The sequence below is a fragment of the Mycolicibacterium chlorophenolicum genome (assembly GCF_001044235.1).
In the GTDB taxonomy this organism is placed as follows: domain Bacteria; phylum Actinomycetota; class Actinomycetes; order Mycobacteriales; family Mycobacteriaceae; genus Mycobacterium; species Mycobacterium chlorophenolicum.
The window spans coordinates 42634-63660 of record NZ_JYNL01000039.1; the positions used below are offsets into that span (position 1 = coordinate 42634).

A 21027-nucleotide genomic window follows, 5' to 3' on the forward strand; every position below is an offset into this window, starting at 1 on the left:
TGAAGGATGGATTCCGGAGCGTTCGCGTCTGTTGATCTGCTGCATCGAGCGGTGAGCTTCAGGGGGATGTTGCTCGGGTTTGGTGAGCCTCAAGCGGGTGGGCTGCGGTGGCGGTTGCGAAGTGGCTGCGAACAATGCACTTCATCGACCAAGAGGCGTCACGTCTGACGCAAGAATCGTGATGGCCACGCGTGCTCGCTTGAGCCTTGTCGACTTGTTGTCGACTCCGCTCGGCCTTCGCCGTGAGCAAAGCGACGGCCGAGTCGGTCAGCACCGTTGGTCGCGGAGTCTGAGCTCACGGACCTCTCGCCTTCTAGATGTACTGCCCAGAGAGGTTGGTCGAGAAAGTGTGACGACGCGCTGTAGCGGTCGTTGATGGGAGAAGGTCCCCTGTCGTGGAGTGGAGCTGCTACCACTTCACTNTGCCCAGAGAGGTTGGTCGAGAAAGTGTGACGACGCGCTGTAGCGGTCGTTGATGGGAGAAGGTCCCCTGTCGTGGAGTGGAGCTGCTACCACTTCACTCAACGAACAGGAGACCTTCGTGGTCCACGCTAATGCTGTTTTGACTCCCCGCGGACGATTGTTGCTTGCGCGTCTGATCGTGGACGAGGGCTGGCCGATCGTTCGGGCTGCTGAGCATTTCCACGTGTCCTGGCCGACGGCCAAACGTTGGGCAACCCGGTATGTGGAGATGGGTCCGGCGGGCATGGCGGATCGGTCCAGCCGGCCCGNGCTGAGCATTTCCACGTGTCCTGGCCGACGGCCAAACGTTGGGCAACCCGGTATGTGGAGATGGGTCCGGCGGGCATGGCGGATCGGTCCAGCCGGCCCGACCGCTGCCCGCATCGCACACCGTTGCCGCTGGTCCGCAAAATCGTGGAGCTGCGGTGGAGGCATCTGCTCTCACCGCTGGCGATCGCCTCCCGACTGTCGATGCCCGCCTCCACCGTGCACGCGGTGCTTGTGCGTTGCCGACTGAACCGTTTGTCACACATCGACATTCGTACCGGAGAGCCGATCCGCCGCTACGAGTATGGCCAGCCCGGTGCAATGATCCACGTCGATGTCAAGAAACTGGGCAACATCCCCGCCGGCGGCGGGTGGCGCTTCGTCGGCCGGGCACAAGGCGGGGCGAATCGACGCCTCACCCCCGGCAAGGCCCGCAATAAGTACCACCATGAGCTGATCGGGCACGCTTTCGTGCACACCGTGATCGACGATCACTCACGGGTTGCGTACGCCGAAATCCACGACGATGAAACCGCCGCCACCGCCTCCGCCGTTCTACGTCGCGCGGTCGGGTGGTTTTCCGCACGGGGCGTCACGGTCAATCGCGTGCTCTCTGACAACGGCGGCTGCTACCGCTCCCTCGTTTGGCGCGATACGTGCGCCGAACTGCAGGTCAAGCACGTACGCACCCGGCCTTACCGACCACAGACCAACGGCAAGATTGAGCGATTCCACCGAACCATGGCCAGCGAATGGGCGTNTACCGCTCCCTCGTTTGGCGCGATACGTGCGCCGAACTGCAGGTCAAGCACGTACGCACCCGGCCTTACCGACCACAGACCAACGGCAAGATTGAGCGATTCCACCGAACCATGGCCAGTGAATGGGCGTTCGCGCGCCACTACCGCGATGAACGAACCCGTCGCTCAGCACTCCCAGGTTGGCTGCACATTTACAATCACCACCGGCAACACTCGGCCATCGGCAAGGTCCCACCCATCACCCGATTGACCAACCTCCCTGGGCAGTACAGCTGATATGTAGTCACTGTTTGTCAAGTGGCAGGTGAAAGCCGCCCCGGTTGGGTGCCGGGGCGGCTCTCGTTTGATCGGGTTCAGTCGGTGCCGCGGCGGTCGTTGGTCAACGACGGTGGGGTCAGACTGATATGCGCGGGTTGGTTACCGCAAGACGATGGTTCGGCGCGAACGGTGGCTGCTCTCTAGGGGCGGGCGTCACATCAGCACTGGGTGAATGCTGTTGCTGCTCATCGCTGTAACGCAGGTCCGGTTCGCCTACCTCGCCGCTGACCGGCTGACTCCGATCAAGTCTGGGCGGTCTGGTTCAGGTGAGCGTGGCCAGTGACCAGCACCACCCGGCCAGCTCGCGGGCGACCGCGACGTTCGCTACCACGTGGGGTTTCTTGCGTTCGTTGAACCGGCACCACTGCTGGTGCAGGCGTCGGTTGCCGGCATGCCCGCGATCCTTGAGCGCGGGGTCGACTTTGGCCCAGCGGGCCCGCATCGTGGGTCCGGGATTGCGGTAAGCGGCACGGTGGTGCCAGGCCGACTCGATCAACAGCCGGCGCACGTGGGCATTACCGGCTTTAGTGATCGATCCCTGCACTCGCGAGGCTCCCGAGGAGTACTCGGTGGGCACCAAACCGACGTAGGCGCCGATCGAGGCCCCGGTGAACCGGGTCCAGTCACCGATCTCCACCGACAGCGCCAACCCGGTCAGCGCCGAGATCCCGCGCAAGCAGCCCAGCCGGTTAACCTGATCAGCCCACCGCGGCGATGTTGCGACGGTCACGATTTGCTCGTCGAGACGGTCCCGCGCAGCGGTGGTGGTCAGGACCGCGTCGAAGTGGTGATCGAAGGCTGCCGTGGTGTGGGGATCGTCGAAACGCTGCCGACGCAGCCACGTCTCGTGCACCCCGGTCCAGGCGTGCCCACCGGAGTAGACCCGGCCCTGACGCAACAGCAGTTTCGACAGTCGGTGCCGGACCCGCATCAGATCAGCGCGGGCGTCTTCGCGGGCCCGGACCAGATCCCGTACCGCCTCCACCTCAGCTTCAGGCACGATGAGCGCGGTGATCTCGCCCAACCGCAGCAACCGCGTCAGATGCGCCGCGTCGCGCGCGTCGGTCTTGACCCGATCCCCGGACGGCCGGATCAACTTCGACGGTGCAGCGACCACGCAGTCGATATGGGCATCGGCCAGCGCTCGCGCCAGACCGAACCCCGTCGGGCCGGCTTCATAGGCCACCCGAACCGGGGCGCGTAGCCGGTGCAACCAGTTGAGGATCTCCCCGTGATCGGGACACAACCGCGCCCGCTCAACCTGACCCGTCCGTTCATCGACGGCATGCGCGACCACCGAAAGCGCATGCACATCCAACCCGACACTCGTACCGTTGAAACTCACCGGAGGCCTCCTGATCTGCAACTGTGGCTCTACCAGTGCGAGTGTTCACTCGACACCGGCAACCCACGTCCGATTGCAGCCCGAGGCCTTCGGCCTCGAGTCAGCCCCCATACCGTCTAGAAGTCGGTCGTCGTCCGGGAGCGCTTGTCGGCTCCGGTTGAATCCTGAGCGGCCTGCTCCGGTTGAAAAGTGAGCAGGTTTACGGGGTTGAGTCTGCCTGACGATCGGCTTCCACGGAGGGCAGTGTGTCGATCGCGGTGTGTTTGATGCGTTAGCTGGCGCCTTTGAGGGCGATGACGTCAGCGTGGTGCACGATCCGGTCGATCATCGCTGAGGCGATGGTGGCCTCGCCGAAAACCTGGCCCCAGCGGGAGAACGGCAGGTTGGGAGGTGTCTTGATCGCCGGGAACCCGGCGTACCGAATTTGTTGCCGCGCTCCGGATTCCGCGCGGGCGGGCGTTCGACTCCACTGCCAGGACCGCGCCGAGGTAGTCCTCCAGCGACCAGCCGGCGGCTCGGCCCTGTTCGGCCAACCGACCGTAGTGCTCGGCGATGCGCGGGGCCTTGAGCAGACGGGCCTGATGGGCGATGAGCTTGTCGGCGTCACCGGGCGCCGACGGCATGCGCTTGGCATCAGGCGACCTCCCCGGTCCCGAACCGCGCGTCGTAGGCACTCAGGTCGGCGACTTCGACATCGACCGCAAGATGTGCGCCTGCGGCGGGGCGGGCTCGGAACTGCTCTCGCAACAGCGCAGCCGCCTCCAGATGCTGCGGGTCGGTAACCAGCCGGCTGTGCCCCAAAGTCGTTGGTGGTCAGCGACCAGACGGTCCTCGCAGTGAGCGGTGATGTGGTCCAGCCTGGTGGTGACGGTGATCATCCGTCCGATGGCCTCCGGATGCACCGAGTACGCGTTGCCACCGGAGTTGACGTAGTAGTCGCGACCGAACCGCGTCGTGACCGTCGTTCCGGTCGTCGGCGCCACCGGCGGCAGCGCGACCATCGCCGCCCGATCCGCGGAGAGCGCATCGGCGGGAATTAGGCCGGTGGTGGCATGGGTGCGGCGGTTGGCGACCGCGTCCAGCCACGCCCGCAGTTGGGCGTTGAAGTCCGCGGGGGAGGTGAACGTCCGACCGGGGAGCAACGAGGTCTCCAGGTAGCCGTTGGCCCGCTCCACCAGCCCCTTGGACTCCGGGTCATACGGGCGGGTTTGAATCAACCGGGTCGCCAGCACGCCGCAGAACCCGGCCACACCCTCAGCCAGCCGACCGCGTTGGCCGATGCCCGACTCGTTGTCCCACAACAGTGTTCGAGGAACCGCACCGACGCCCTGGAGTAGCTGCCACATCCCGGCCAGCAGATCCCCGGTCACCCGCGAGGGGATCATCATCGCGGCGATGAACCGCGAATACGCGGCCACCAGCACCAGCACCGGGAACGACCGCAACACCCCGGAGTGATCGGGCACCAGCGCACCAGGGAACCACAGGTCGCACTGCACCTGCTCACCGGGCAGATGCACAAGACGGTCACACGGGTCGACCGGGGCGTGCTCCCGGCGGATCCGCGCCACGTTCTCGGCGAACCAGGAATGCCCACCGGTCCAGCCCACCCGCTCGGCCAGGACCGTAGCCGCATCGTCGGAGACTGCCCCAGCAGCACCCGTACCGTCATCTCGATCTGCGCCCACGCCGACGTCGTCGACGGCGTGCGCACGTACTGCGGCGGCACCTCAGAATGCACAGCCTTGGCCACGGTGTTGCGCGACAGCGACAACCTCTCCGCGATCGCAGCCTGCGACAGCTTCTCCGACCGATACAGCCGGCGAATCTCCGCCCAATCCTCCACAGTGATCACTCTCCAATCAGAAGGGTGCTCACTTTTCGACCGGAACTACCTGCTCACTTTTCGACCGGAGCCGACATGGCTGACGCCGACACCCGATACGTTGGCCCGGTGACATGCCTGCAACTACGAGGTCCCTGCAACCAAGTAGTGAAAAGTATGTCACGATGCTCGACCGATCAACGACGACCACACCAGCCCGATGACCATGTTGCGCCGCCGGAGCGAAACGATCTCGGCGACACCGGATGGGTTTTGCGCCCCGACCCGCTACCGTCTAGTCGTCGCCCGTCGCCTGTGAACGTATCGCATTTCGCGACGTGAGGTCGCGCCGGTGCCGGGGTCGGGCGCACGTGGACGGAGATGAGTATGGCGTTGCGCGGAGAACGGTTCGTGGCGGCCGCCGTCCGGGCGGTCAGGCCTCGCTGGCACGACGCTCGCACCCGTGAGCAGGCGGCGCGCTACTGGTCGGCCACCGGCAGCGACGTGTCGTGGCAGTCGAACTCGCACTGGCGAGACGGCATTGGCGACCAGGCCTTCGAGGAGATCGGACGCGATCACTGGCTGATATACCAGCGGTTCGCCCGTGCGCTCCGCATTCAGGCTCCAGGAAGGGTCATCGAGTGGGGCGCAGGGGGAGGGGCCAATGCCGCGGCCTTCGCGCCGCGGGCGCAGGGTTTCATCGCCGCCGACATCTCTCTCGACAACCTCGCCGAGTGCGCTCGCCAGGTGAAGTCGGCGTGCAGTACGCCGCTGGAGACCCGGCGCATCGATCTGTCAAACCCCACCGCTGCCGCCGACGGGCTCCAAGACGCCTGCGACACATTCCTCTGTCTCTACGTCATCGAGCTGACCGTCGGAGTTGAGGCTGTTCGCTCCATCCTCGGCATCGCCCAACGCGTGCTGCGGCCTGGCGGAATGGCCTTCGTGCAGATGAAGTACCACACCGGCGAAAGCTACACCCGTGGCTGGCGCGGCCTAGCCTACACCCGCAATTTGGCGTCCACCACGACGTTCACCATCGAGGAGTTTTGGCGGCTGGCCGACGAATGCGGGCTGTCCCCGCAGTTGATCTACCTCGTCCCCCACAATCGGCTAGACAGCCGATACGCCTATTACGCTCTGATCAAGCCGGAAGCCGACGCCGAGCCGTGGTGACTGTCACGCGGGCCGGGTCGGGGACCGGAGCCGGGCTGCACCGGTCATCCTGACGCAAACGGCGCCGTTGGCCGACCTGGCATCCGGCGCACGGCGTTCGCCGCAGCGACCAAAAGCGTCAGACCAAGCAGGTAGAGCACCGCGCCCGCGGCGATCTGCACAGGTCGATCGGCGGTACCCGCGCGAACCGGTAGGTAGAGCTCTCGGATGCCGACAATGTGAGCGCTGCGTCCGGCGGGCACTGCCAGCCACGATTCGAGGATCTGCCCGTCGCGCAGCAACTCAACGTAAACGAACCAACGGCCCCCGGCGGGCACCGTGATGCGCCCCGAAAACACGCAGCCCGGCTCGGCGCGGAGCACACCGCTGACGGTTACGCCTGCTCGCCGTGCGACCAGACGCGACGCAGCGAGCCCCGCGCATCCGTCGGAAACGGTTGCACGCATCGAAATCGAGTGTGCACCGTCGGAAATCGCCGCCAGTTCAATGGGCCCGCGCGACGCGCCCTGCCCGGGGTCGTGAGCGCGCGCCGGCGCCGGTGCGAATGTAACCGCCACGGCAATCATCGCCATGACCGCTTCGGCCACGCGTACCCCGCGACTGCCGAACCCGCCAGCGGCTACGATCAGTGCGCCGGCGACGATAGTCGGCACCGCCACTACCGAGACGGCATCCGGGGACTGACTACTTAGGCCCGCCGCAGCAGCAGCCCACCCCAGTACCGACGCACCCACCGCGCCCGCGGCGTAGCGCTGCACCGCACGCGCCAGCGGCAGATCCACCAACGCCAAACCCAGCACCGCCACAGGCAGATCTGGACCGCTGCGCCCGAGGATCGCTAGCACCGCGGCGATGCCGAGGCGTAAGACGGCGTAACCAAGCACCATCGTTGTGACCGGTGCGTGTGTCGGCACCGCGGTGCGTGCGACCCAGGCGACGGCCAACCCCGTCGCGAGGAAGATCGGCAAATACAGCGTCTCCGAGAACTGCGGCACGTCGGTCTCGTATTCGAAAACCACTGCGATCGCGTTTCCGAGCAACAGGATCGAGGCCGCCCAGCGCATCGCCCGCCGCCGGAGGGGCACCCCAGCAATCAAACCGGCGATAAGAGCGCTGGAGGCGAATACCACCAGCATGTGTGGTGGGCTCCACAGTACGGCGTCACGGCCGAAACGCGCGTGCCACATTTGATCCACCGGCGCCGCCGCGAGTGCCGCCGTGCCACCCAGACCGGCGACCATCACGGGCGGGTAGCGCAACGCGGCACGCAGCGACTGGCTCGAGCGCCACGTGTGCACCCCCCACGCCGCGATGGCAGCCCCGGCAAGGGCCATCGCTCCATATAGAAGTAGATGAGGGGCGATCCACGCCGAATCCCGTCCAACGTCGGTGTGCCACGCCTCATCCCAGTACGTCGCGAACAATGCGGCGCCACCAGCGACGATCACCACCCACCCCAACCCCACCGGGACAGCGAGACGCTCATAGCTCAAGGATGAGACTTTCACGTCTCAAGTATGCTACTGCTATGTCGCAGCGGCAAGGGCGGGGAGTAGACCAGGTTTTAGTCAACGCAACGGCCTCCGCGATCACACGCTGGGGACTAGAAAACGTCACTCTAGACCGCATTGGCGCCGAAGCCGGGCTGTCTCGGGCCACGGTGTACAGGCGCGGAGTCACTCGTGAGCAGCTGGTGTCCGCGCTGACAGCCCAGGCCGCCGACGCTTATCGCCGCGCGATCTTGCCCGCGTTGTCTGAACACGGCACCGCCGCGCAACGCATGCGGGCTGCACTAGAGGCCCTTTGCGTGGCTGCCGACGAACATCTACATCTCCTCGCCGGGATGTTCTTGGCCCGTGGCGAGGTGTTCCACCAAACTGGGCCTGATGCCCTCGTCGTCGACGCCTTTGCCGAACCGTTCGAGCGTCTGCTGCGCGACGGTGCAATCGACGGATCGCTGCGGGCGGTGCCGCCGACAGTCACCGCGACCGTGTTGTTCAACATGGTCGGGTGGGGTTACATCCATCTGCGCGCCGCCCATGATTGGGACGCTGCGCACGCCCGACGCGCGACGATCAGTCTGGTGATGCACGGGCTCCTGGACGGCTCGGCCCAGTAGGGCGGTGAGGCCTGCTCAGCCACAACGACTCACCAGGAGTTCACTCGGGCTCCGGACCGCCACTGTCAGGCTCCCTTCATGTTGACGGCACACCGGCGCCTTTGAAGACCGTACTGATTCTGTGAAAACGTCCGTTCGATTATTGCCTCGAGACTTTCGGTCGCACGATGGTGCGGTCGCGAGAACGACCTCAACTCGCCGAACCTGCATAGGACGCAGACGGACTGAAGCTACTGTCTGCTTCGCGAACTTCGGCGAAGAGCGCGACGGATGGTGTCGGATTCGTCATTGCCCATCTGTTCCACGAAATACTTGAGCACGAGGTCAGGGCGACCGCCGCCGGCCAGCGCAGCGCTCATAAGGTGGGCGCTGTGTTGCTCCCGCGTCATTAACGTGTGATAACGGTAGGCCCTTCCATGGCGTTCCCGACCCAACCAGCCCTTGGTGTGGAGGTTATCCATCGTGGACATGACCGTGGTGTAGGCGATGTCCCGCTCGGTGCTGAGCTCGACAAGAATTTCGCGGACCGTCACCGCAGCCGAGGGGTCTCGACTCCACATGAGGTTCATGATTACGGCCTCGAGTTGACCGAAACCGTCGATGCGCATGGACGCTCCTCACGAGGACGCCGGTCGATCCGACGTCCATGCTGCGTTAGACTCAAATACTAACAAAGGGCGTACTACAACTCACGACTATGACGACGCGGCGGGCCGGCACAAGCCTCCGCCCTGCGGGTGCCGCGCAACGGGTGCGATGCGGTGGCACAGCGGCGGTGGGAAATTCACGTTCGGCACCCCGGGCGTTCGACTGCAAGGAGCGTGAGGTAGCGATCCCTCGACCTCGAGTCTTGCTTTCATGCGGGGAATCGGATCGCATCACCACTCGATCAAGCGCGTTACATAGGGGGTCATGCCCGAGGTGCGCACCGGGGAAATCCTAACCACTGAGCCGGTATAGGGAGCTTCAATCATCATGCCGTCGCCTAGGTACATCGCCTCGTGCTGGCTGGCATTGGGCCCGTAGAAGATCAGATCGCCGCGGCGCATTTGCGCGGACGGGATCTTGCGCCCTGCGTTGTATTGCGAGCCAGAGTAGTGGTCGAGCTTGATACCGACTCCAGCGAACGCATACAGCATCAAGCCCGAGCAGTCGAAGCCTACGGTGTTCGCTCCTTGGTCGATGCCCCGCGAGGGGCCGTTGGCGTTACCGCCGCCCCAAGAGTAGGGCACTCCCAGCTGTGACATCGCGCGGCGGATCACAACTTCGGAGGCTTGCTGACCATAGAGGCGGGGGATTCTTCCATTGGTGATCCCGGGATCAGTGACTGCAGCTGCCGGGGAGATGATGCCGAGCTTCATAAGAAACTTGCGGCCCATGTCGGCGGTCAGTTGGACAGAAGTTGCCATAATTTGCAGAACAGCATTGATGATCGCTATCGGATCGCCCGCCACGTTGGCGCTAGGGACCATCGGCAGGGTGGTGTCCCACAGCGCGGCGTCGCCGCGGCCTTGCGGCGGTTGGCTGGTGTGATCCCACGCGTTAAGCGGCGCTGGAGAGCTTGTCGAAGTCTGACTCGGACTTGGCTTCGCGGTCGCTGCAGTGGCCTGCTGTGCGGTACTGAGCTGAACCTGCGCTGAGTTCCGCTCCGCGACGCGGATGTTGAGCTCTTGCTGCTGCGCGACGAAAGTCTGTCGGGCTGTGGTGAGTTCGGCGACCGCGGCGTCTTGCCGTCGTTGCGCCTCTGCGGCAGCATCGTCAGCACGCTGGCGGGCCGCCTTCACGTAGGAAAGCTGCTTTGTGCGTTGAGCTCGCGCGCGGTCGAGGGCGTCTCTTACACGGATGAAACTGAGGGTCAGCGTCTGCTGGGTGGCGGCGCCGCGAAGTAGGTCTTCGGGGCGGCTAGCCAACGGTAACGCGCTCGACGGGCCGTTCATGTATGTCGAGGCGGCGAACTGATCGAAGCGTCGTTGTGCGTTATTGATGTCGGCCTGGCTGGCCAGGACTGCCTGTTCACTGAGGGCTAATTGATGCTGCGTGGCTGCCAGTGTGGCGCGCGCAGTTGCGGTCTCGACAAGTGCCCTATTGATTGCTTCTTGTTTGCTTTGAATGTCGGCGCCGAGATCGGCGACTCGCTGGTTGGCCTCGGCAACAGCGGCGACCAGAGCGGGCATGTTGCTACCGGTACTGTCGGATCTGACCTCGTGTGTGGCCGCCGCGGTGCCGGTGGCACTGGCCTGCAGCGTCACAGTGATCGCTGCGGTGGTGAGCACTGAGGTGAGGCGCCGCATTGCAATCTCCTGAGCTGGTTGCGCGTGGCCGACGTGTGCAGGCAATTGACTGGCCGGCCGATGCCAGATTGCGGCACGCCTCGTACGTAGCGCAGTGGTACGTAGAAGAAACGTACATCACCTGAGCATCGTCGGTAACACCCGTCACTATTGCAACTTGGTAACGCCGCCAGTCAAGATCTGAACAGCGCTAATGCTCGCTGGGCGTCTAGCCGAGATTTGCCGTCGCGCGGGGCGCACTCACGCTCATCCTCGGGTCTGCACAACATTCGCGAGATGTGGGTCACGTCTCTGACGGTTGAGCTCGGCGTGGTCCGGTGTGTAATCATCGTGCGACCGCGTCTGCGCGGCGGTCACCTCGTAGCTGACGAGGCGCGTAGTGCTTCGGTTCTGAGACGGTGAATGCGCCGTGCGTAGTCTGCCGACCGTGTATGTACCCGTGCACAATCCAATTCGCGAACGGTTCTGCGCTAGCCAGACTTCCGCATTGTTGCGTGGAGTGCGGCGGTCACTGCGTCGCCCTCGCTAGTCATCGGCTGAGATGCTCGTCATAGGCGCGTTCAATTCGGGTGCTCTGCCCTCACTGACCATCGCGCCGGAGACGAGGCTGCATGTCGATATGCCTACGGCCACAGCCGGCTACGCGTAGGGGAGACCTGCTAGTAGCAAAGCGCTCACCTCGACGGTGCAGCCCCGCTTGTGCAAGATGTAGCCACTAAGAGAAACCATAGATACGCAGCCGCTCGCCGCAATGTCGCGTTCATTCGCCGAGTGGCCGAGTCTTCAAAAGATCGAAATCGCAACATAATGAGGCAAACTGGCCGATCAGCTGTTGCTGCGTCGAACTTCACTTAGCCCTGGTGGACGACAGGTCACGAGGTGGGCACGGGTTGATGGCCTCGCCTTCGAACGCTCATCCGCTGCTACAGTTGGCAACATCGTGAGCAACATCGACGAAACATTCCGGCAGCGCCGACGCGCCCTAGTTGTCGCATTGCTCGCATTCTGGGTGGTCATCGTCGGAGCGGAGTGGGCGTTGCCCGGTATCGAGCCACCGACTGTTCACGCACCCCACACACTGACAGCAAGTGCCCCAGGGACACCAGGTGCCGCTGAGTTCGATCACCCACACGCTTCCACCGGAGGTAGTGCGTACGATCTCGATGCCTCGGTTGAGGCGATTGCGCCGCGAGGCGTGTTCACGCCGACTGTGCTTGTGTTGGCAGCGGTAGTCACGGTTGTGCCGGTGATCCGGCGCGACGGTGGCGTGGGTCTCATTCGTGGACCACCGCGCATTTCCGCGTTGCACCTGTCCGGCCGAGATGTGCTCGCCCGTCTGTGTATCGCGCGTCGCTGATCGGCTAGCGCCAGGCCCGTTCGCCAACGAGGCCGGTGCCCGCTCGTCCGGATCAGCAGCCGCGGCGACGCGTCGCGGCGTTCACAGAAGCGACACTCAACGATGAACCATGTTCTGCCCTCCCTTGACCACGCACATCGCGCACAGCACTCCCAGCACCGCGCCGGCCGGTACGACCGGCCGGCCACCATGGTCGGCCAAACCCCCGTTTTACGGATCACCGGGCCCTTCACGCCGCCAGGCCGCGGCTTCTGGGCGAAACTCGAAGGATTCAATCCCGGAGGAATGAAAGACCGCCCGGCCCTTCACATGGTCGAGCGCGCCCGCGCCCGCGGTGCCCTCCGCCCAGGCGCACGGATCGTCGAATCCACCAGCGGCACGTTGGGACTGGGTCTCGCCCTAGCCGGCACAGTGTACGGTCACCCCGTCACTTTGGTGACCGATCCCGGTATGGAACCCATCATTCAACACATGCTCGCCGCCTTCGGCGCCCACATTGAACTCGTCACCCAGCCCCACCCACAAGGGGGATGGCAAGAAGCCCGCAGACAGCGCGTCAGCGAGTTGCTGGCCACCGACCCCCAAGCCTGGCACCCCGACCAGTACAGCAACCCCGACAATGTGGAGGCCTATCGCGGGCTGGCAATGGAACTGATGGAGCAGCTCGGCACCGTCGATGTGCTGGTGTGCTCGGTGGGCACCGGTGGTCACTCCGCCGGTGTCGCGCGGGTGCTGCGCGAACGCAACCCGCAGTTGCGCCTCATCGGTGTCGACACCATCGGATCCACCATCTTCGGACAGCCCGCCAGCACGCGTCTGATGCGCGGCCTCGGCTCAAGCATCTATCCCGGCAACGTCGACTACGACGCTTTCAACGAGGTTCACTGGGTCGCACCGGCCGAGGCGGTATGGGCCTGCCGCACCCTGGCGTCCACCCATTACGCCAGCGGCGGCTGGAGCGTAGGCGCGGTCGCACTAGTCGCAGGATGGGCTGCGCGGCAGAGTGATCCTGACACGACGGTGGCCGCAGTCTTCCCCGACAACCCCCAGCGCTACTTCGACACCATCTACAACGACGACTACTGCCGCACCCACGAACTGCTCGACACAGTGCCGCCCACCGAGCCGGCCACCATCGAGCATCCGTTGGCGCACACTGTCACCGCCTGGACGCGGTGTAGCACCGTCATCGACCCCACCTAGGAGCTGCCGCGATGACATCGCTGTCGGGCTTCACCGGCTTCTGCTGGCCGAGTCGCCTCCTGATGATCAACCAGTTCGGCATCAACTTCGGCTTTTACATGCTGATGCCCTACCTCGCGGGGTACCTGGCCGGCCCGCTAGGTCTGGCGGCCTGGGCCATCGGACTGGTACTAGGGGTGCGGAACTTCTCCCAGCAAGGCATGTTCATCATCGGTGGCACGCTCGCCGACCGGTGGGGCTACAAACCACTCATCGTCAGCGGCTGCGTCCTGCGCACCGCAGGGTTCGGTCTGCTAGCCTTCGCCGACACTCTGCCGGCAATGCTCATCGCTTCGGCAGCAACGGGTTTCGCCGGCGCACTATTTAACCCGGCCGTGCGCGCCTATCTCGCCGCTGATGCCGGACCGCGGCGACTCGAGGCGTTCGCGCTGTTCAATATGTTCTATCAGGCGGGGATTCTGGCTGGTCCGCTCGTCGGTTTAGCGCTGATGCTGCTCGACTTCCGCACGACCGCGGCCGCCGCGGCGGTGGTCTTCGCGGGTTTGACAGTGGCTCAACTGTTTGCACTGCCGCAACGAGTCGGTGACACACCGCAGGAGAAGACCTCGGTGTGGCACGACTGGCGCACCGTCGCAGCCAACCGCTCTTTCCTGTTGTTCGCCGCAGCCATGATCGGCTCGTATGTGCTGTCGTTCCAGGTGTACCTCGCCCTGCCGCTGCAGGCCCGGCATCTCTTTCCCCACCACGATGCCGTGGTCACCGCCATGATCTTCCTAGTGTCTGGGCTGATCGCGGTCATCGGCCAGCTTCGCATCACGCGATGGTTCGCAGGCCGGTGGGGATCGGGGAGATCGCTGGTTATCGGCATGCTGATTCTTGCGGTCTCATTCCTGCCCTTGGTGGTATTGCCTGACGACACCCGCGCGGGCCGTGTGGCGGCAGCCACCGCGCTGCTCATCGCTACCGCCGTAATGGCGGTGGGCTCGGCCGCAGTCTTTCCGTTTGAGATGGACACGGTGGTTTCGCTCGCCGACAACAAGCTCGTCGGCACACACTACGGCTTCTACAACACCATCGTCGGCATCGGAATTCTTGGCGGCAACCTCGCCACCGGCTCGGTCATGCAGGCCACCCGCGAGCAGGGATACCCCGAACTCGTCTGGGTCCTGCTGGCAGGCATCGGGCTGCTATCGGCCGCTGCGCTCTACCGCCTCGATCGAAGCGGCCGCCTGCAACCGCAGCAGCCGACAGTCGACGTCACAACGCCATAACCGCAGCAGCAGAATTACATTCGCGGCGACGCGCCCAATCGCAGATATCCGGGACCGCCACGACTATCAAGCCACACCGTCGATGGAGTCGGTCAGCGCCAGCGTCGGCGGCTGCCGGTCGTATCCGCGTGCTGGTGGCGGAATCGCGACGCATCTACGCCACGATGCCGGCCCGGCATCTGCACACGGGCGATTTCACGGTTGAGGTGAGGTACTCCGTCGACGGTGCCGTCTCGGGATTGCGCGACATCGATTCCGACGTGGTGGTCGTGGGCCTCGGTCCACACGACGACGGTCTGGCTCTCATCGACCGGATCCAACACTTCTGCCGCGCCGCAGTGGTCGCACTTGACGACGCGACGCTTGGTCGCTGCTCACCAATACCGGAACCGGGACACTCCCAGAAACAGACATGCTCGGCGGGCGAATACGCCGCGCGCTGAGACGATATGGCGCCGTTGATGCTGCCGACGCTGACAGTGGCCTAGGCCGGGCAGCCCACCATCGGAAAAGTGCAGATTGGTGATCGACCTGACTGCTCGCCGGGTATCTCCCCGAGGGATTGTGATCGCCTTGAACCGGTTGGAATTCGCCATCCTGGTCGCGCTGTGAGAAAGTCCGGGTGAACCTCTCACAAGTCGGCATCTGCAGAGCCTCCTGTGGGGGATGTCGCAGGCCAGCGGCAGGTCGGCACCGGGTGTGCGCGCCAGCAACCTGCGACGCAAACTCGGCGACGACCCCGTGCTGCGCCGGTACGTCAGGACCGTTCGTGGCCTCGGTTACTGTCTGGGGGGGCTGAGACAGCGGCACCGTCGCGACGGTGGTGTGGCGCTTGCGCCGGGGCCAAGTAGCTCTTCGCCTCTGCGCGTTCAGGTTTCGATGATGCGGACGACATACGGTGTCATCCCTGACATCCGTACAGGCGAAATTTTGATGGGCACGCCCGTCTGCTGTGCTTCGAGCATCTGACCGCCGCCCAGGTAGATAGCTTCGTGCTGACTTCCGCCTGGTCCCCAGAACAATAGATCGCCACGCTTAGCCTGTGCGGGAGGAACTTTGCGACCGGCGTTGTACTGATCTCCAGACCACCGCGGAAGCAGCACGCCCACGCCAGCGAATGCGTACCGCGTCAGACCCGAGCAATCGAAGCCCACGGTGTTCGCGCCTTGATCAACCCCCCGGCTCGGACCGGTGAGACTGCCGCCGCCCCAGGAGTAAGGCACCCCAATCTGTGTACCGGCTCGCCGAATGACGTACTCGATCGCTTGGGCGCCGTTGATCCTGCCGCCGCGAATGCTCGCTTCAGGACTGGCCGCGGGACTGACGATGCCCAAGCTACTCAAGAAGCTGCGCCCCAGATTCATCGCCGTCTGCGTAGCCATGGCCGTTGCTTGCAGCGAGGCATTCGCGATCGCGACCGGATCGCCAGGCGCGCCTGCACTGGACACCTTGGGAAGCAGGGGATCCCACGGGCCCGCAGCAGGTTGCGCCGACGCCAGCGGCGTGTACGCGACCAGCAATGAGACGATCATGGTGACAACGGCGGCCACCCGCCGGCGGGCGCTCCCTGAACTTGCGGCCCCGGCGCGGCGGTCCCTGCAACAAGCGGCCGCGCACGAGATGCGGGCTGGTTGTTTCATGGCTTCTCCTAGGTGTGCCGCTGCGGTGGCGGACCTATGCACCGGCAGCGGCCTCAGATCGCCTACACATCGGCACAAGACGCAAAATACGTAGCCGATACGTAAAAAGCATAACTCACAATAGCCACAGCAGTAACACTTGTAACTGAATTACAAATGTGGAATTCTCCTTGCGGCAAGGTTCGGCTTCCGGGCACAAATGCCGCCGATCGGACGCTGTTTCGCTGTCCGAGGAATGAATGAAGCTGCAATGCAAGGCTTGTGAGACGACAGTGGATGCGGCCGTGCAGGCTGCCTGCGTGAACGGACGACTGAGCAGGCGTTACGCGGTGCAGACCCAGGCTGGTGAACTGCCAGCCCTTCCCGGAATCGGTGCACAAACTACCGTGGCTCTCGAGCAGGCCGGTGGCGCTCGACAGCCGATCAAGAGCCTCTTTGAAGACCCCTGCTGGCGAAGCGCTGTCGCAGCGCTGCGGGCGCCTCCGGGCGTGCTGTCTAATCAGTCGGTTACAGGTTGGCGTTGCCGGCCTTCCACTGTTCCCAGGGGATGTTCCAATCGCCGAGGCCGTCGGTTCCCGACAGGGTGGGCCCGGTGGTGTTGATAACTTGCACGACGTCCCCGCGTCGGGTGTTGTCGTAGAACCAGCGGGCGTTGGCGGGATTGACGTTGAGGCACCCGTGGCTGACGTTGGCGATGCCTTGGCTGCCCACCGACCAGGGGGCGGAGTGGACGTAGATGCCGCTGTAAGACATCTGGGTTGCCCATTCGACTTCGGTTCGATAACCGTCGGGTGAATTGACGGGGACGCCGTAGGTCGAGGAATCCATCACCAGGAAGGAGTAGCGGTCGCCGATGATGTACGCGCCGTTGTCGGTGGGCGTCTTGGCCTTACCCATGGAAATGGGCATGGTCTTGACGACCTCACCGTTGCGCCGCACAGTCATGGTTTTGGTGGCGTCATCGGCGGTGGCGACGATCTGGTCGCCAATAGTGAACCGCGTGGTGACGTCGTCCTGGCCGAAAAGCCCGTCACCGAAGTCGACACCATACGCATTGACCGCGACTTCGACCGTCGTGCCAGGCTTCCAGTACTCGGCCGGGCGCCAGCGCACTTCGCGATTGCTGAGCCAGTAGAACGCGCCCTCCACCGCAGGGGCGGTGGTCACCGTAATGGCGCGCTGCGCCGCCAGGCGGTCAGTGATGTTCTCGTCGAATCGAATCGCGATAGGTTGTCCGATACCCACGGTCTCGCCATCATTGGGCAGGACGTAGGGCATCGTCAGATTGTCGGGGGAATGCGTCTCGAAGGTGGCTGTCGTGCTGGTGGCGCCACCGAGCCCGAGCGCTTCAGCCCGCAGCGTGTACTGCTTGTTGTAACCCAAGGGCTCGGCCGAGGCCCAGGACACACCGTCTGGGCTGAGCTGCCCGTCGACCAGCTCTCCTGCTTCGTTGGTCAGCGATACCTGGCCAAGAACGCCGTCACCGGCAGAGACCGTAATTGGGGCGTCCACGGAGACGCCGATCGCCCCATCGGTCACCGACGCCTGCAGTTTCGGCACGAGCAGGTCGGCGAACGGAGTCCCCTTCTCAGTGATGACGCCCGTTTGCGGGGCAGCCGAAGGGGTGGGCGCACAGGCGGCCGCCGCGAACACGATGGCCAGCGCGATCGCGGCCGTTCGCAGCCATTGCGTGACGTGGTACGGCGCGGGACAGGCGGCTTTCGGCATCGGTGTGTAGGTCTTTCGTTCGCGGTGTTGCCGGCGTCGTCGTGGTGGTCAGGTGGCGCGGTCCCAGTGACTGCGCGGTCGGTGCGTCAGCGCATCAACTCATGGCCGCTTGCTCTCACTGTGCTGGGGCGGCGTTTGGCTTTGTTAGTCCTTCGATGAAGATTCAGTAAAGGTGTTGCTTGGGATGCTCTCTCGCGGCAGGGTGGTCCCGGCGAGCCCAATCCGAGCGTTGTGCGCGCCGGTCGCTCGCCTCGGTTCGTTCTGCGACGGCGCCTTACGATCGCAGAACCCGATAGGTAGCTGCGTCCGGTATACGCCCGTGGGGAATACCGCGCTATGTGTAGGGATCTTCAATGGCTCTACAGGTGGGGCGCACGCTGCGCAGGGTGGATGAGGCTCCGGCTACGCGATCGATCCTCACATGCGTCGTTGTCTGTGCGGTGGGACGCTCGGGGGAAGGCGCGCCAAAGGGCGCCGCGCAAAGTCCTGTTGCGGCTCAGTCTGCGGCTGACCGGTCGCGACGGGCTCGTGGTCGTGGCGGCTGGTCTGCCGTGATAGGGGAGCTGCGCGCGCTCTCGGCGTGATACTTCACGGGCCTGGCTGAGGTGCCCGGTGGTCATTGTGTGTCCGTTCGGCGGCGCGGAGGAACTCTGCGATGGCAGGGGCGAACGCTTCTGCGATCTGTGCGGCGCTGCCGAGGTGGTGCGACATCGCTACCTCTGAGAGCCGGCCCTGCGGAAGAGTGTCGGCTAACGCGTGTGCCAGGTCGCTCGGGTGGCGGGCGTCGTCGCCAGCGATCACCAATGTCGGCGTGCTGATCAGTGCGAGTTCGTCGAGTGTGGTGAAGGCGAGGTCGTGGCTGATACCCGCTGCGGCAGCAGCACTTCGACGTCGGAGTGGCAGCGCTTCGCGTACGAGGCTTGGCGATCAGCGGTTGAAGGTGCGGCAGGAAAAGGTCCCATCCGGACTGCAGGCCACTGGATCGCACGCGGTCAGCGAATCATCCATCAACTGCGTGTCAACGGCATTGTCGTCGTCGTCTTCGATGGCCCCGGCGCTGATGACGGCCGACCGGACCATTCTCCGGATGAGCCCAACCGGATCTTCCCACACCCTTGGGCATGTACCCCGTGGGGGTATAGCTTGACGAAGTAGCTATACCCGGTAGGGGTATCAACGAGAGGAGCTTGAGAATGAGCACCAGCACGTACACGGTGACCGGGATGACGTGCGGGCACTGCGAAATGTCCGTGCGCGAGGAAGTCGGCGATGTCGACGGCGTGCAGAACGTTGAGGTGAGCGCGCAAACCGGAACGTTGATCGTGACCGCCAGCGGCGCTATCGACGACGCCAAGATCCTTCACGCCGTCGAGGAAGCCGGCTACTCGGCCGTGCCTGTCTCATGAACGCTGCCGGCCGATTGGCGGCCTTCGGCGCCGGGTTGACGGTGGCGTTCGCGGCTGGGTACGGCGTTGCCGCGGTCGTCGTCCCCGGCACCGCGGTAACGACCGAGCAGCAAGCCGCCACCGATGCTGATCACACCGCGATTCCCGGCCCGGCGCCAATGCCAGCGTCGGCAACCCCGGCGGGGCTGTCTCTGGCGGAGAACGGATTCGAGCTCACACCTGTGCAGGCGCCGAGCGTCCCCGGCCGTCAAGGCATCCTGAGGCTCACCATCCTCGACCCGTCGGGTGAGCCGCTGACCGACTACGCCACGGTGCACGACAAGCAACTTCATCTGATCGTCGTGCGTTCGGATGGTCAGCATTTCGCGCATGTGCACCCGAGGCTGGACGTGGGCACCGGAGCGTGGTCGACGCCGTGGACGTGGAGCGACGCCGGCACATACCGCGTGTTCACCGACTTCCAGCCAGTAGGCGCCGAGAGCGCGAAACTGACCCTCAGTCGCACCTTCGAGGTGGCTGGCACATTCGCTCCGGTGCAGGCAGCGGGGCCGCGCACCGTCGCTGACGTCGGCGGTTACACCGTGCACCTCAATGGTGACGTTGCTGCGGGGGCTTCTCGTCAACTCACCGCCCACATCACCCGGCAGGGAGCGCCGGTGACCACGCTGCAGCCCTACCTGAGTGCCTTCGGACACCTCGTCGCGCTACGCGACGGCGACCTGGCTTACCTGCACGTGCACCCCGAGGGAGCCGAGCCATCACCGAACCAAAACGGGCTTCCCGCAGTAGCTTTCGCCGCGGAAGCGCCAACTGCTGGGCGCTACCTGCTCTATTTCGACTTTCAAGTCGACGAGACCGTGCACACCGCCACATTCGTGCTTGACGCACCTCCGGGCGAACCCGCCGGTCCTGCGGCCACGAGCCCGCCCGCCGGCGGCCACGGCGGGCACTGACGACCCCCCTTGAATCGAACAGGACGTGCACACATGACGATATCGACACCTGTCACCCAGGCCCACGTGGAGTTGCAGATCGGCGGAATGACCTGTGCCTCCTGCGCGAACCGCATCGAACGCAAGCTCAACAACCTCGACGGAGTGATCGCGGCGGTCAACTACGCGACCGAGAAAGCCACCGTAACCGTCCCCGACGGTTACGACCCGGCGCAGCTGATCGCCGAGGTGGCAAAGACCGGCTACACCGCCGCACTATCGGCACCGCGCACGCCGCCACCCACCACCGCATCCGGAGAAAGTCGCACCACAGGCCAGGTCGAAGACCCCGAGTTGGTTTCACTGCGGCAGCGCTTGATTGCTTCAACGGTGTTGTCAGTACCGGTGATCGCGATGGCGATGATTCCGGTTCTGCAGTTCACCTACTGGCAATGGGCCTCCCTCACGTTGGCGGCGCCGGTCATCGTGTGGGCGGCCTGGCCGTTTCACCGCGCCGCGTGGACGAATCTGCGACACGGCACGTCGTCGATGGACACCCTCATCTCGCTGGGCACCGTGTCGGCATTTCTGTGGTCGCTCTACGCGCTGTTTTTCGGCACTGCCGGCACCCCCGGGATGAAGCACCCCTTTGCGCTCACACTCGCGCCCTCCCACGGCGCGGCGAACATCTACCTCGAAGTCGCCGCCGGGGTCACCACGTTCATCCTGGCCGGTCGCTACTTCGAGAAGCGGTCCAAACGACAGGCCGGGGCGGCGCTGCGGGCCCTGCTCGACTTGGGCGCCAAAGACGTCTCCGTGCTGCGCGACGGCGTGGAATCTAAGCCTCAATCCGTGGATCGACCCTGTTGAGGTCCGGTCAGACTGATTTTGCTGTGCTGCGGTGGGTGGGCAGCGTGAATCCGCTG

At 64.6% G+C, this 21027-nt stretch carries 16 protein-coding genes and 5 pseudogenes; 13 read left to right on the forward strand and 8 right to left on the reverse strand.

Annotated features, from left to right (window positions below; translation table 11 throughout):
* Positions 1-541: 541 nt before the first annotated feature.
* The 3 genes and pseudogenes from MCHLDSM_RS39490 to MCHLDSM_RS38510 all read left to right on the forward strand — a co-directional run.
* Positions 542-731, forward strand: a 190-nt coding sequence (locus MCHLDSM_RS39490) for a helix-turn-helix domain-containing protein (RefSeq protein WP_234714094.1), incomplete at its 3' end; no start/stop codon positions are given.
* Position 732: 1 nt separating this feature from the next.
* Positions 733-1489, forward strand: a pseudogene (locus tag MCHLDSM_RS39495) (IS481 family transposase); the annotation flags it as partial.
* A 1-nt stretch (position 1490) separates the two neighbouring features.
* Positions 1491-1766 (forward strand): annotated as a pseudogene (locus MCHLDSM_RS38510) (integrase core domain-containing protein); the annotation flags it as partial.
* A 304-nt stretch (positions 1767-2070) separates the two neighbouring features.
* On the opposite strand, the gene MCHLDSM_RS17650 reads toward MCHLDSM_RS38510, so the two are convergent.
* The 3 genes and pseudogenes from MCHLDSM_RS17650 to istA all read right to left on the reverse strand — a co-directional run bounded on the left by MCHLDSM_RS17650 (position 2071) and on the right by istA (position 4999).
* Positions 2071-3153: an IS110 family RNA-guided transposase gene (locus MCHLDSM_RS17650; protein WP_168440098.1), complete on the reverse strand. Its 1083-nt coding sequence runs from the start codon at positions 3151-3153 to the stop codon at positions 2071-2073.
* 199 nt (positions 3154-3352) lie between these two features.
* Positions 3353-3776, reverse strand: a pseudogene (locus tag MCHLDSM_RS36240) (ATP-binding protein).
* 10 nt (positions 3777-3786) lie between these two features.
* A pseudogene (istA, locus tag MCHLDSM_RS17655) lies at positions 3787-4999 on the reverse strand (IS21 family transposase).
* Positions 5000-5365: 366 nt separating this feature from the next.
* Here istA and MCHLDSM_RS17660 point away from each other — a divergent pair.
* Entirely contained in the window at positions 5366-6154 is a 789-nt protein-coding gene (locus tag MCHLDSM_RS17660) for a methyltransferase domain-containing protein (RefSeq protein WP_048471299.1), read from the forward strand.
* 44 nt (positions 6155-6198) lie between these two features.
* Here MCHLDSM_RS17660 and MCHLDSM_RS17665 read toward each other — a convergent pair whose 3' ends face one another.
* Positions 6199-7662: a hypothetical protein gene (locus MCHLDSM_RS17665; RefSeq protein ID WP_060937729.1), complete on the reverse strand. Its 1464-nt coding sequence runs from the start codon at positions 7660-7662 to the stop codon at positions 6199-6201.
* A gap of 20 nt (positions 7663-7682) precedes the next feature.
* Between MCHLDSM_RS17665 and MCHLDSM_RS17670 the strand changes: the two genes are divergently transcribed.
* Entirely contained in the window at positions 7683-8273 is a 591-nt protein-coding gene (locus MCHLDSM_RS17670) for a TetR/AcrR family transcriptional regulator (RefSeq protein ID WP_048471280.1), read from the forward strand.
* 230 nt (positions 8274-8503) lie between these two features.
* Here MCHLDSM_RS17670 and MCHLDSM_RS17675 read toward each other — a convergent pair whose 3' ends face one another.
* On the reverse strand, positions 8504-8881 hold the full coding sequence (locus tag MCHLDSM_RS17675; protein WP_048471281.1) for a BlaI/MecI/CopY family transcriptional regulator: 378 nt from the start codon (positions 8879-8881) through the stop codon (positions 8504-8506).
* A 270-nt stretch (positions 8882-9151) separates the two neighbouring features.
* Positions 9152-10564: an NlpC/P60 family peptidoglycan endopeptidase RipA gene (gene ripA, locus MCHLDSM_RS17680; RefSeq protein WP_048471282.1), complete on the reverse strand. Its 1413-nt coding sequence runs from the start codon at positions 10562-10564 to the stop codon at positions 9152-9154.
* Between the two features lie 940 nt (positions 10565-11504).
* Between ripA and lpqS the strand changes: the two genes are divergently transcribed.
* The 5 genes from lpqS to MCHLDSM_RS38525 all read left to right on the forward strand — a co-directional run bounded on the left by lpqS (position 11505) and on the right by MCHLDSM_RS38525 (position 15364).
* A complete protein-coding gene (lpqS, locus tag MCHLDSM_RS40690; RefSeq protein ID WP_109788865.1) occupies positions 11505-11921 on the forward strand; it encodes a putative copper homeostasis (lipo)protein LpqS in 417 nt (138 codons plus the stop codon).
* Positions 11922-12023: 102 nt separating this feature from the next.
* Positions 12024-13124 carry a PLP-dependent cysteine synthase family protein gene (locus MCHLDSM_RS17685; protein WP_048471283.1) on the forward strand — a complete coding sequence of 367 codons (1101 nt, stop codon included), beginning with the start codon at positions 12024-12026 and terminating at the stop codon, positions 13122-13124.
* An 11-nt stretch (positions 13125-13135) separates the two neighbouring features.
* Positions 13136-14395: an MDR family MFS transporter gene (locus tag MCHLDSM_RS17690; RefSeq protein WP_048471284.1), complete on the forward strand. Its 1260-nt coding sequence runs from the start codon at positions 13136-13138 to the stop codon at positions 14393-14395.
* 134 nt (positions 14396-14529) lie between these two features.
* Complete coding sequence (locus MCHLDSM_RS38520) at positions 14530-14838, forward strand: hypothetical protein (RefSeq protein ID WP_168440101.1); 309 nt, start codon at positions 14530-14532, stop codon at positions 14836-14838.
* Between the two features lie 223 nt (positions 14839-15061).
* Positions 15062-15364: a winged helix-turn-helix domain-containing protein gene (locus tag MCHLDSM_RS38525; RefSeq protein WP_234714095.1), complete on the forward strand. Its 303-nt coding sequence runs from the start codon at positions 15062-15064 to the stop codon at positions 15362-15364.
* Here the strand turns inward: MCHLDSM_RS38525 and ripB are convergent.
* Positions 15265-16035: an NlpC/P60 family peptidoglycan endopeptidase RipB gene (gene ripB / locus MCHLDSM_RS17700; protein ID WP_048471285.1), complete on the reverse strand. Its 771-nt coding sequence runs from the start codon at positions 16033-16035 to the stop codon at positions 15265-15267. The genes MCHLDSM_RS38525 and ripB overlap by 100 nt on opposite strands.
* A 507-nt stretch (positions 16036-16542) precedes the next feature.
* Positions 16543-17763: a L,D-transpeptidase gene (locus MCHLDSM_RS17705; RefSeq protein WP_048471286.1), complete on the reverse strand. Its 1221-nt coding sequence runs from the start codon at positions 17761-17763 to the stop codon at positions 16543-16545.
* Positions 17764-18956: 1193 nt separating this feature from the next.
* On the opposite strand from MCHLDSM_RS17705, the gene MCHLDSM_RS17715 reads away from it, so the two are divergent.
* The 3 genes and pseudogenes from MCHLDSM_RS17715 to MCHLDSM_RS17725 form a co-directional block, all read left to right on the forward strand.
* Positions 18957-19169: a heavy-metal-associated domain-containing protein gene (locus tag MCHLDSM_RS17715; protein ID WP_048471287.1), complete on the forward strand. Its 213-nt coding sequence runs from the start codon at positions 18957-18959 to the stop codon at positions 19167-19169.
* Positions 19166-20122 carry a DUF8832 domain-containing protein gene (locus MCHLDSM_RS17720; protein WP_048471288.1) on the forward strand — a complete coding sequence of 319 codons (957 nt, stop codon included), beginning with the start codon at positions 19166-19168 and terminating at the stop codon, positions 20120-20122. Before MCHLDSM_RS17715 ends, MCHLDSM_RS17720 begins: the two co-directional genes overlap by 4 nt.
* Positions 20123-20155: 33 nt before the next feature.
* Positions 20156-20944, forward strand: a pseudogene (locus tag MCHLDSM_RS17725) (cation transporter); the annotation flags it as partial.
* Positions 20945-21027 lie beyond the last annotated feature (83 nt).

Coding starts and splice junctions, on each gene's coding strand:
- MCHLDSM_RS17705 (WP_048471286.1), bottom strand. CDS start 17,763: ATGCCGAAAGCCGCCTGTCCCGCGCCGTACCACGTCACGCAATGGCTG.
- MCHLDSM_RS17670 (WP_048471280.1), top strand. CDS start 7,683: ATGTCGCAGCGGCAAGGGCGGGGAGTAGACCAGGTTTTAGTCAACGCA.
- MCHLDSM_RS17690 (WP_048471284.1), top strand. CDS start 13,136: ATGACATCGCTGTCGGGCTTCACCGGCTTCTGCTGGCCGAGTCGCCTC.
- MCHLDSM_RS17685 (WP_048471283.1), top strand. CDS start 12,024: ATGAACCATGTTCTGCCCTCCCTTGACCACGCACATCGCGCACAGCAC.
- MCHLDSM_RS38525 (WP_234714095.1), top strand. CDS start 15,062: ATGTCGCAGGCCAGCGGCAGGTCGGCACCGGGTGTGCGCGCCAGCAAC.
- MCHLDSM_RS17715 (WP_048471287.1), top strand. CDS start 18,957: ATGAGCACCAGCACGTACACGGTGACCGGGATGACGTGCGGGCACTGC.
- ripB (WP_048471285.1), bottom strand. CDS start 16,035: ATGAAACAACCAGCCCGCATCTCGTGCGCGGCCGCTTGTTGCAGGGAC.
- MCHLDSM_RS17660 (WP_048471299.1), top strand. CDS start 5,366: ATGGCGTTGCGCGGAGAACGGTTCGTGGCGGCCGCCGTCCGGGCGGTC.
- ripA (WP_048471282.1), bottom strand. CDS start 10,564: ATGCGGCGCCTCACCTCAGTGCTCACCACCGCAGCGATCACTGTGACG.
- MCHLDSM_RS17675 (WP_048471281.1), bottom strand. CDS start 8,881: ATGCGCATCGACGGTTTCGGTCAACTCGAGGCCGTAATCATGAACCTC.
- MCHLDSM_RS17720 (WP_048471288.1), top strand. CDS start 19,166: ATGAACGCTGCCGGCCGATTGGCGGCCTTCGGCGCCGGGTTGACGGTG.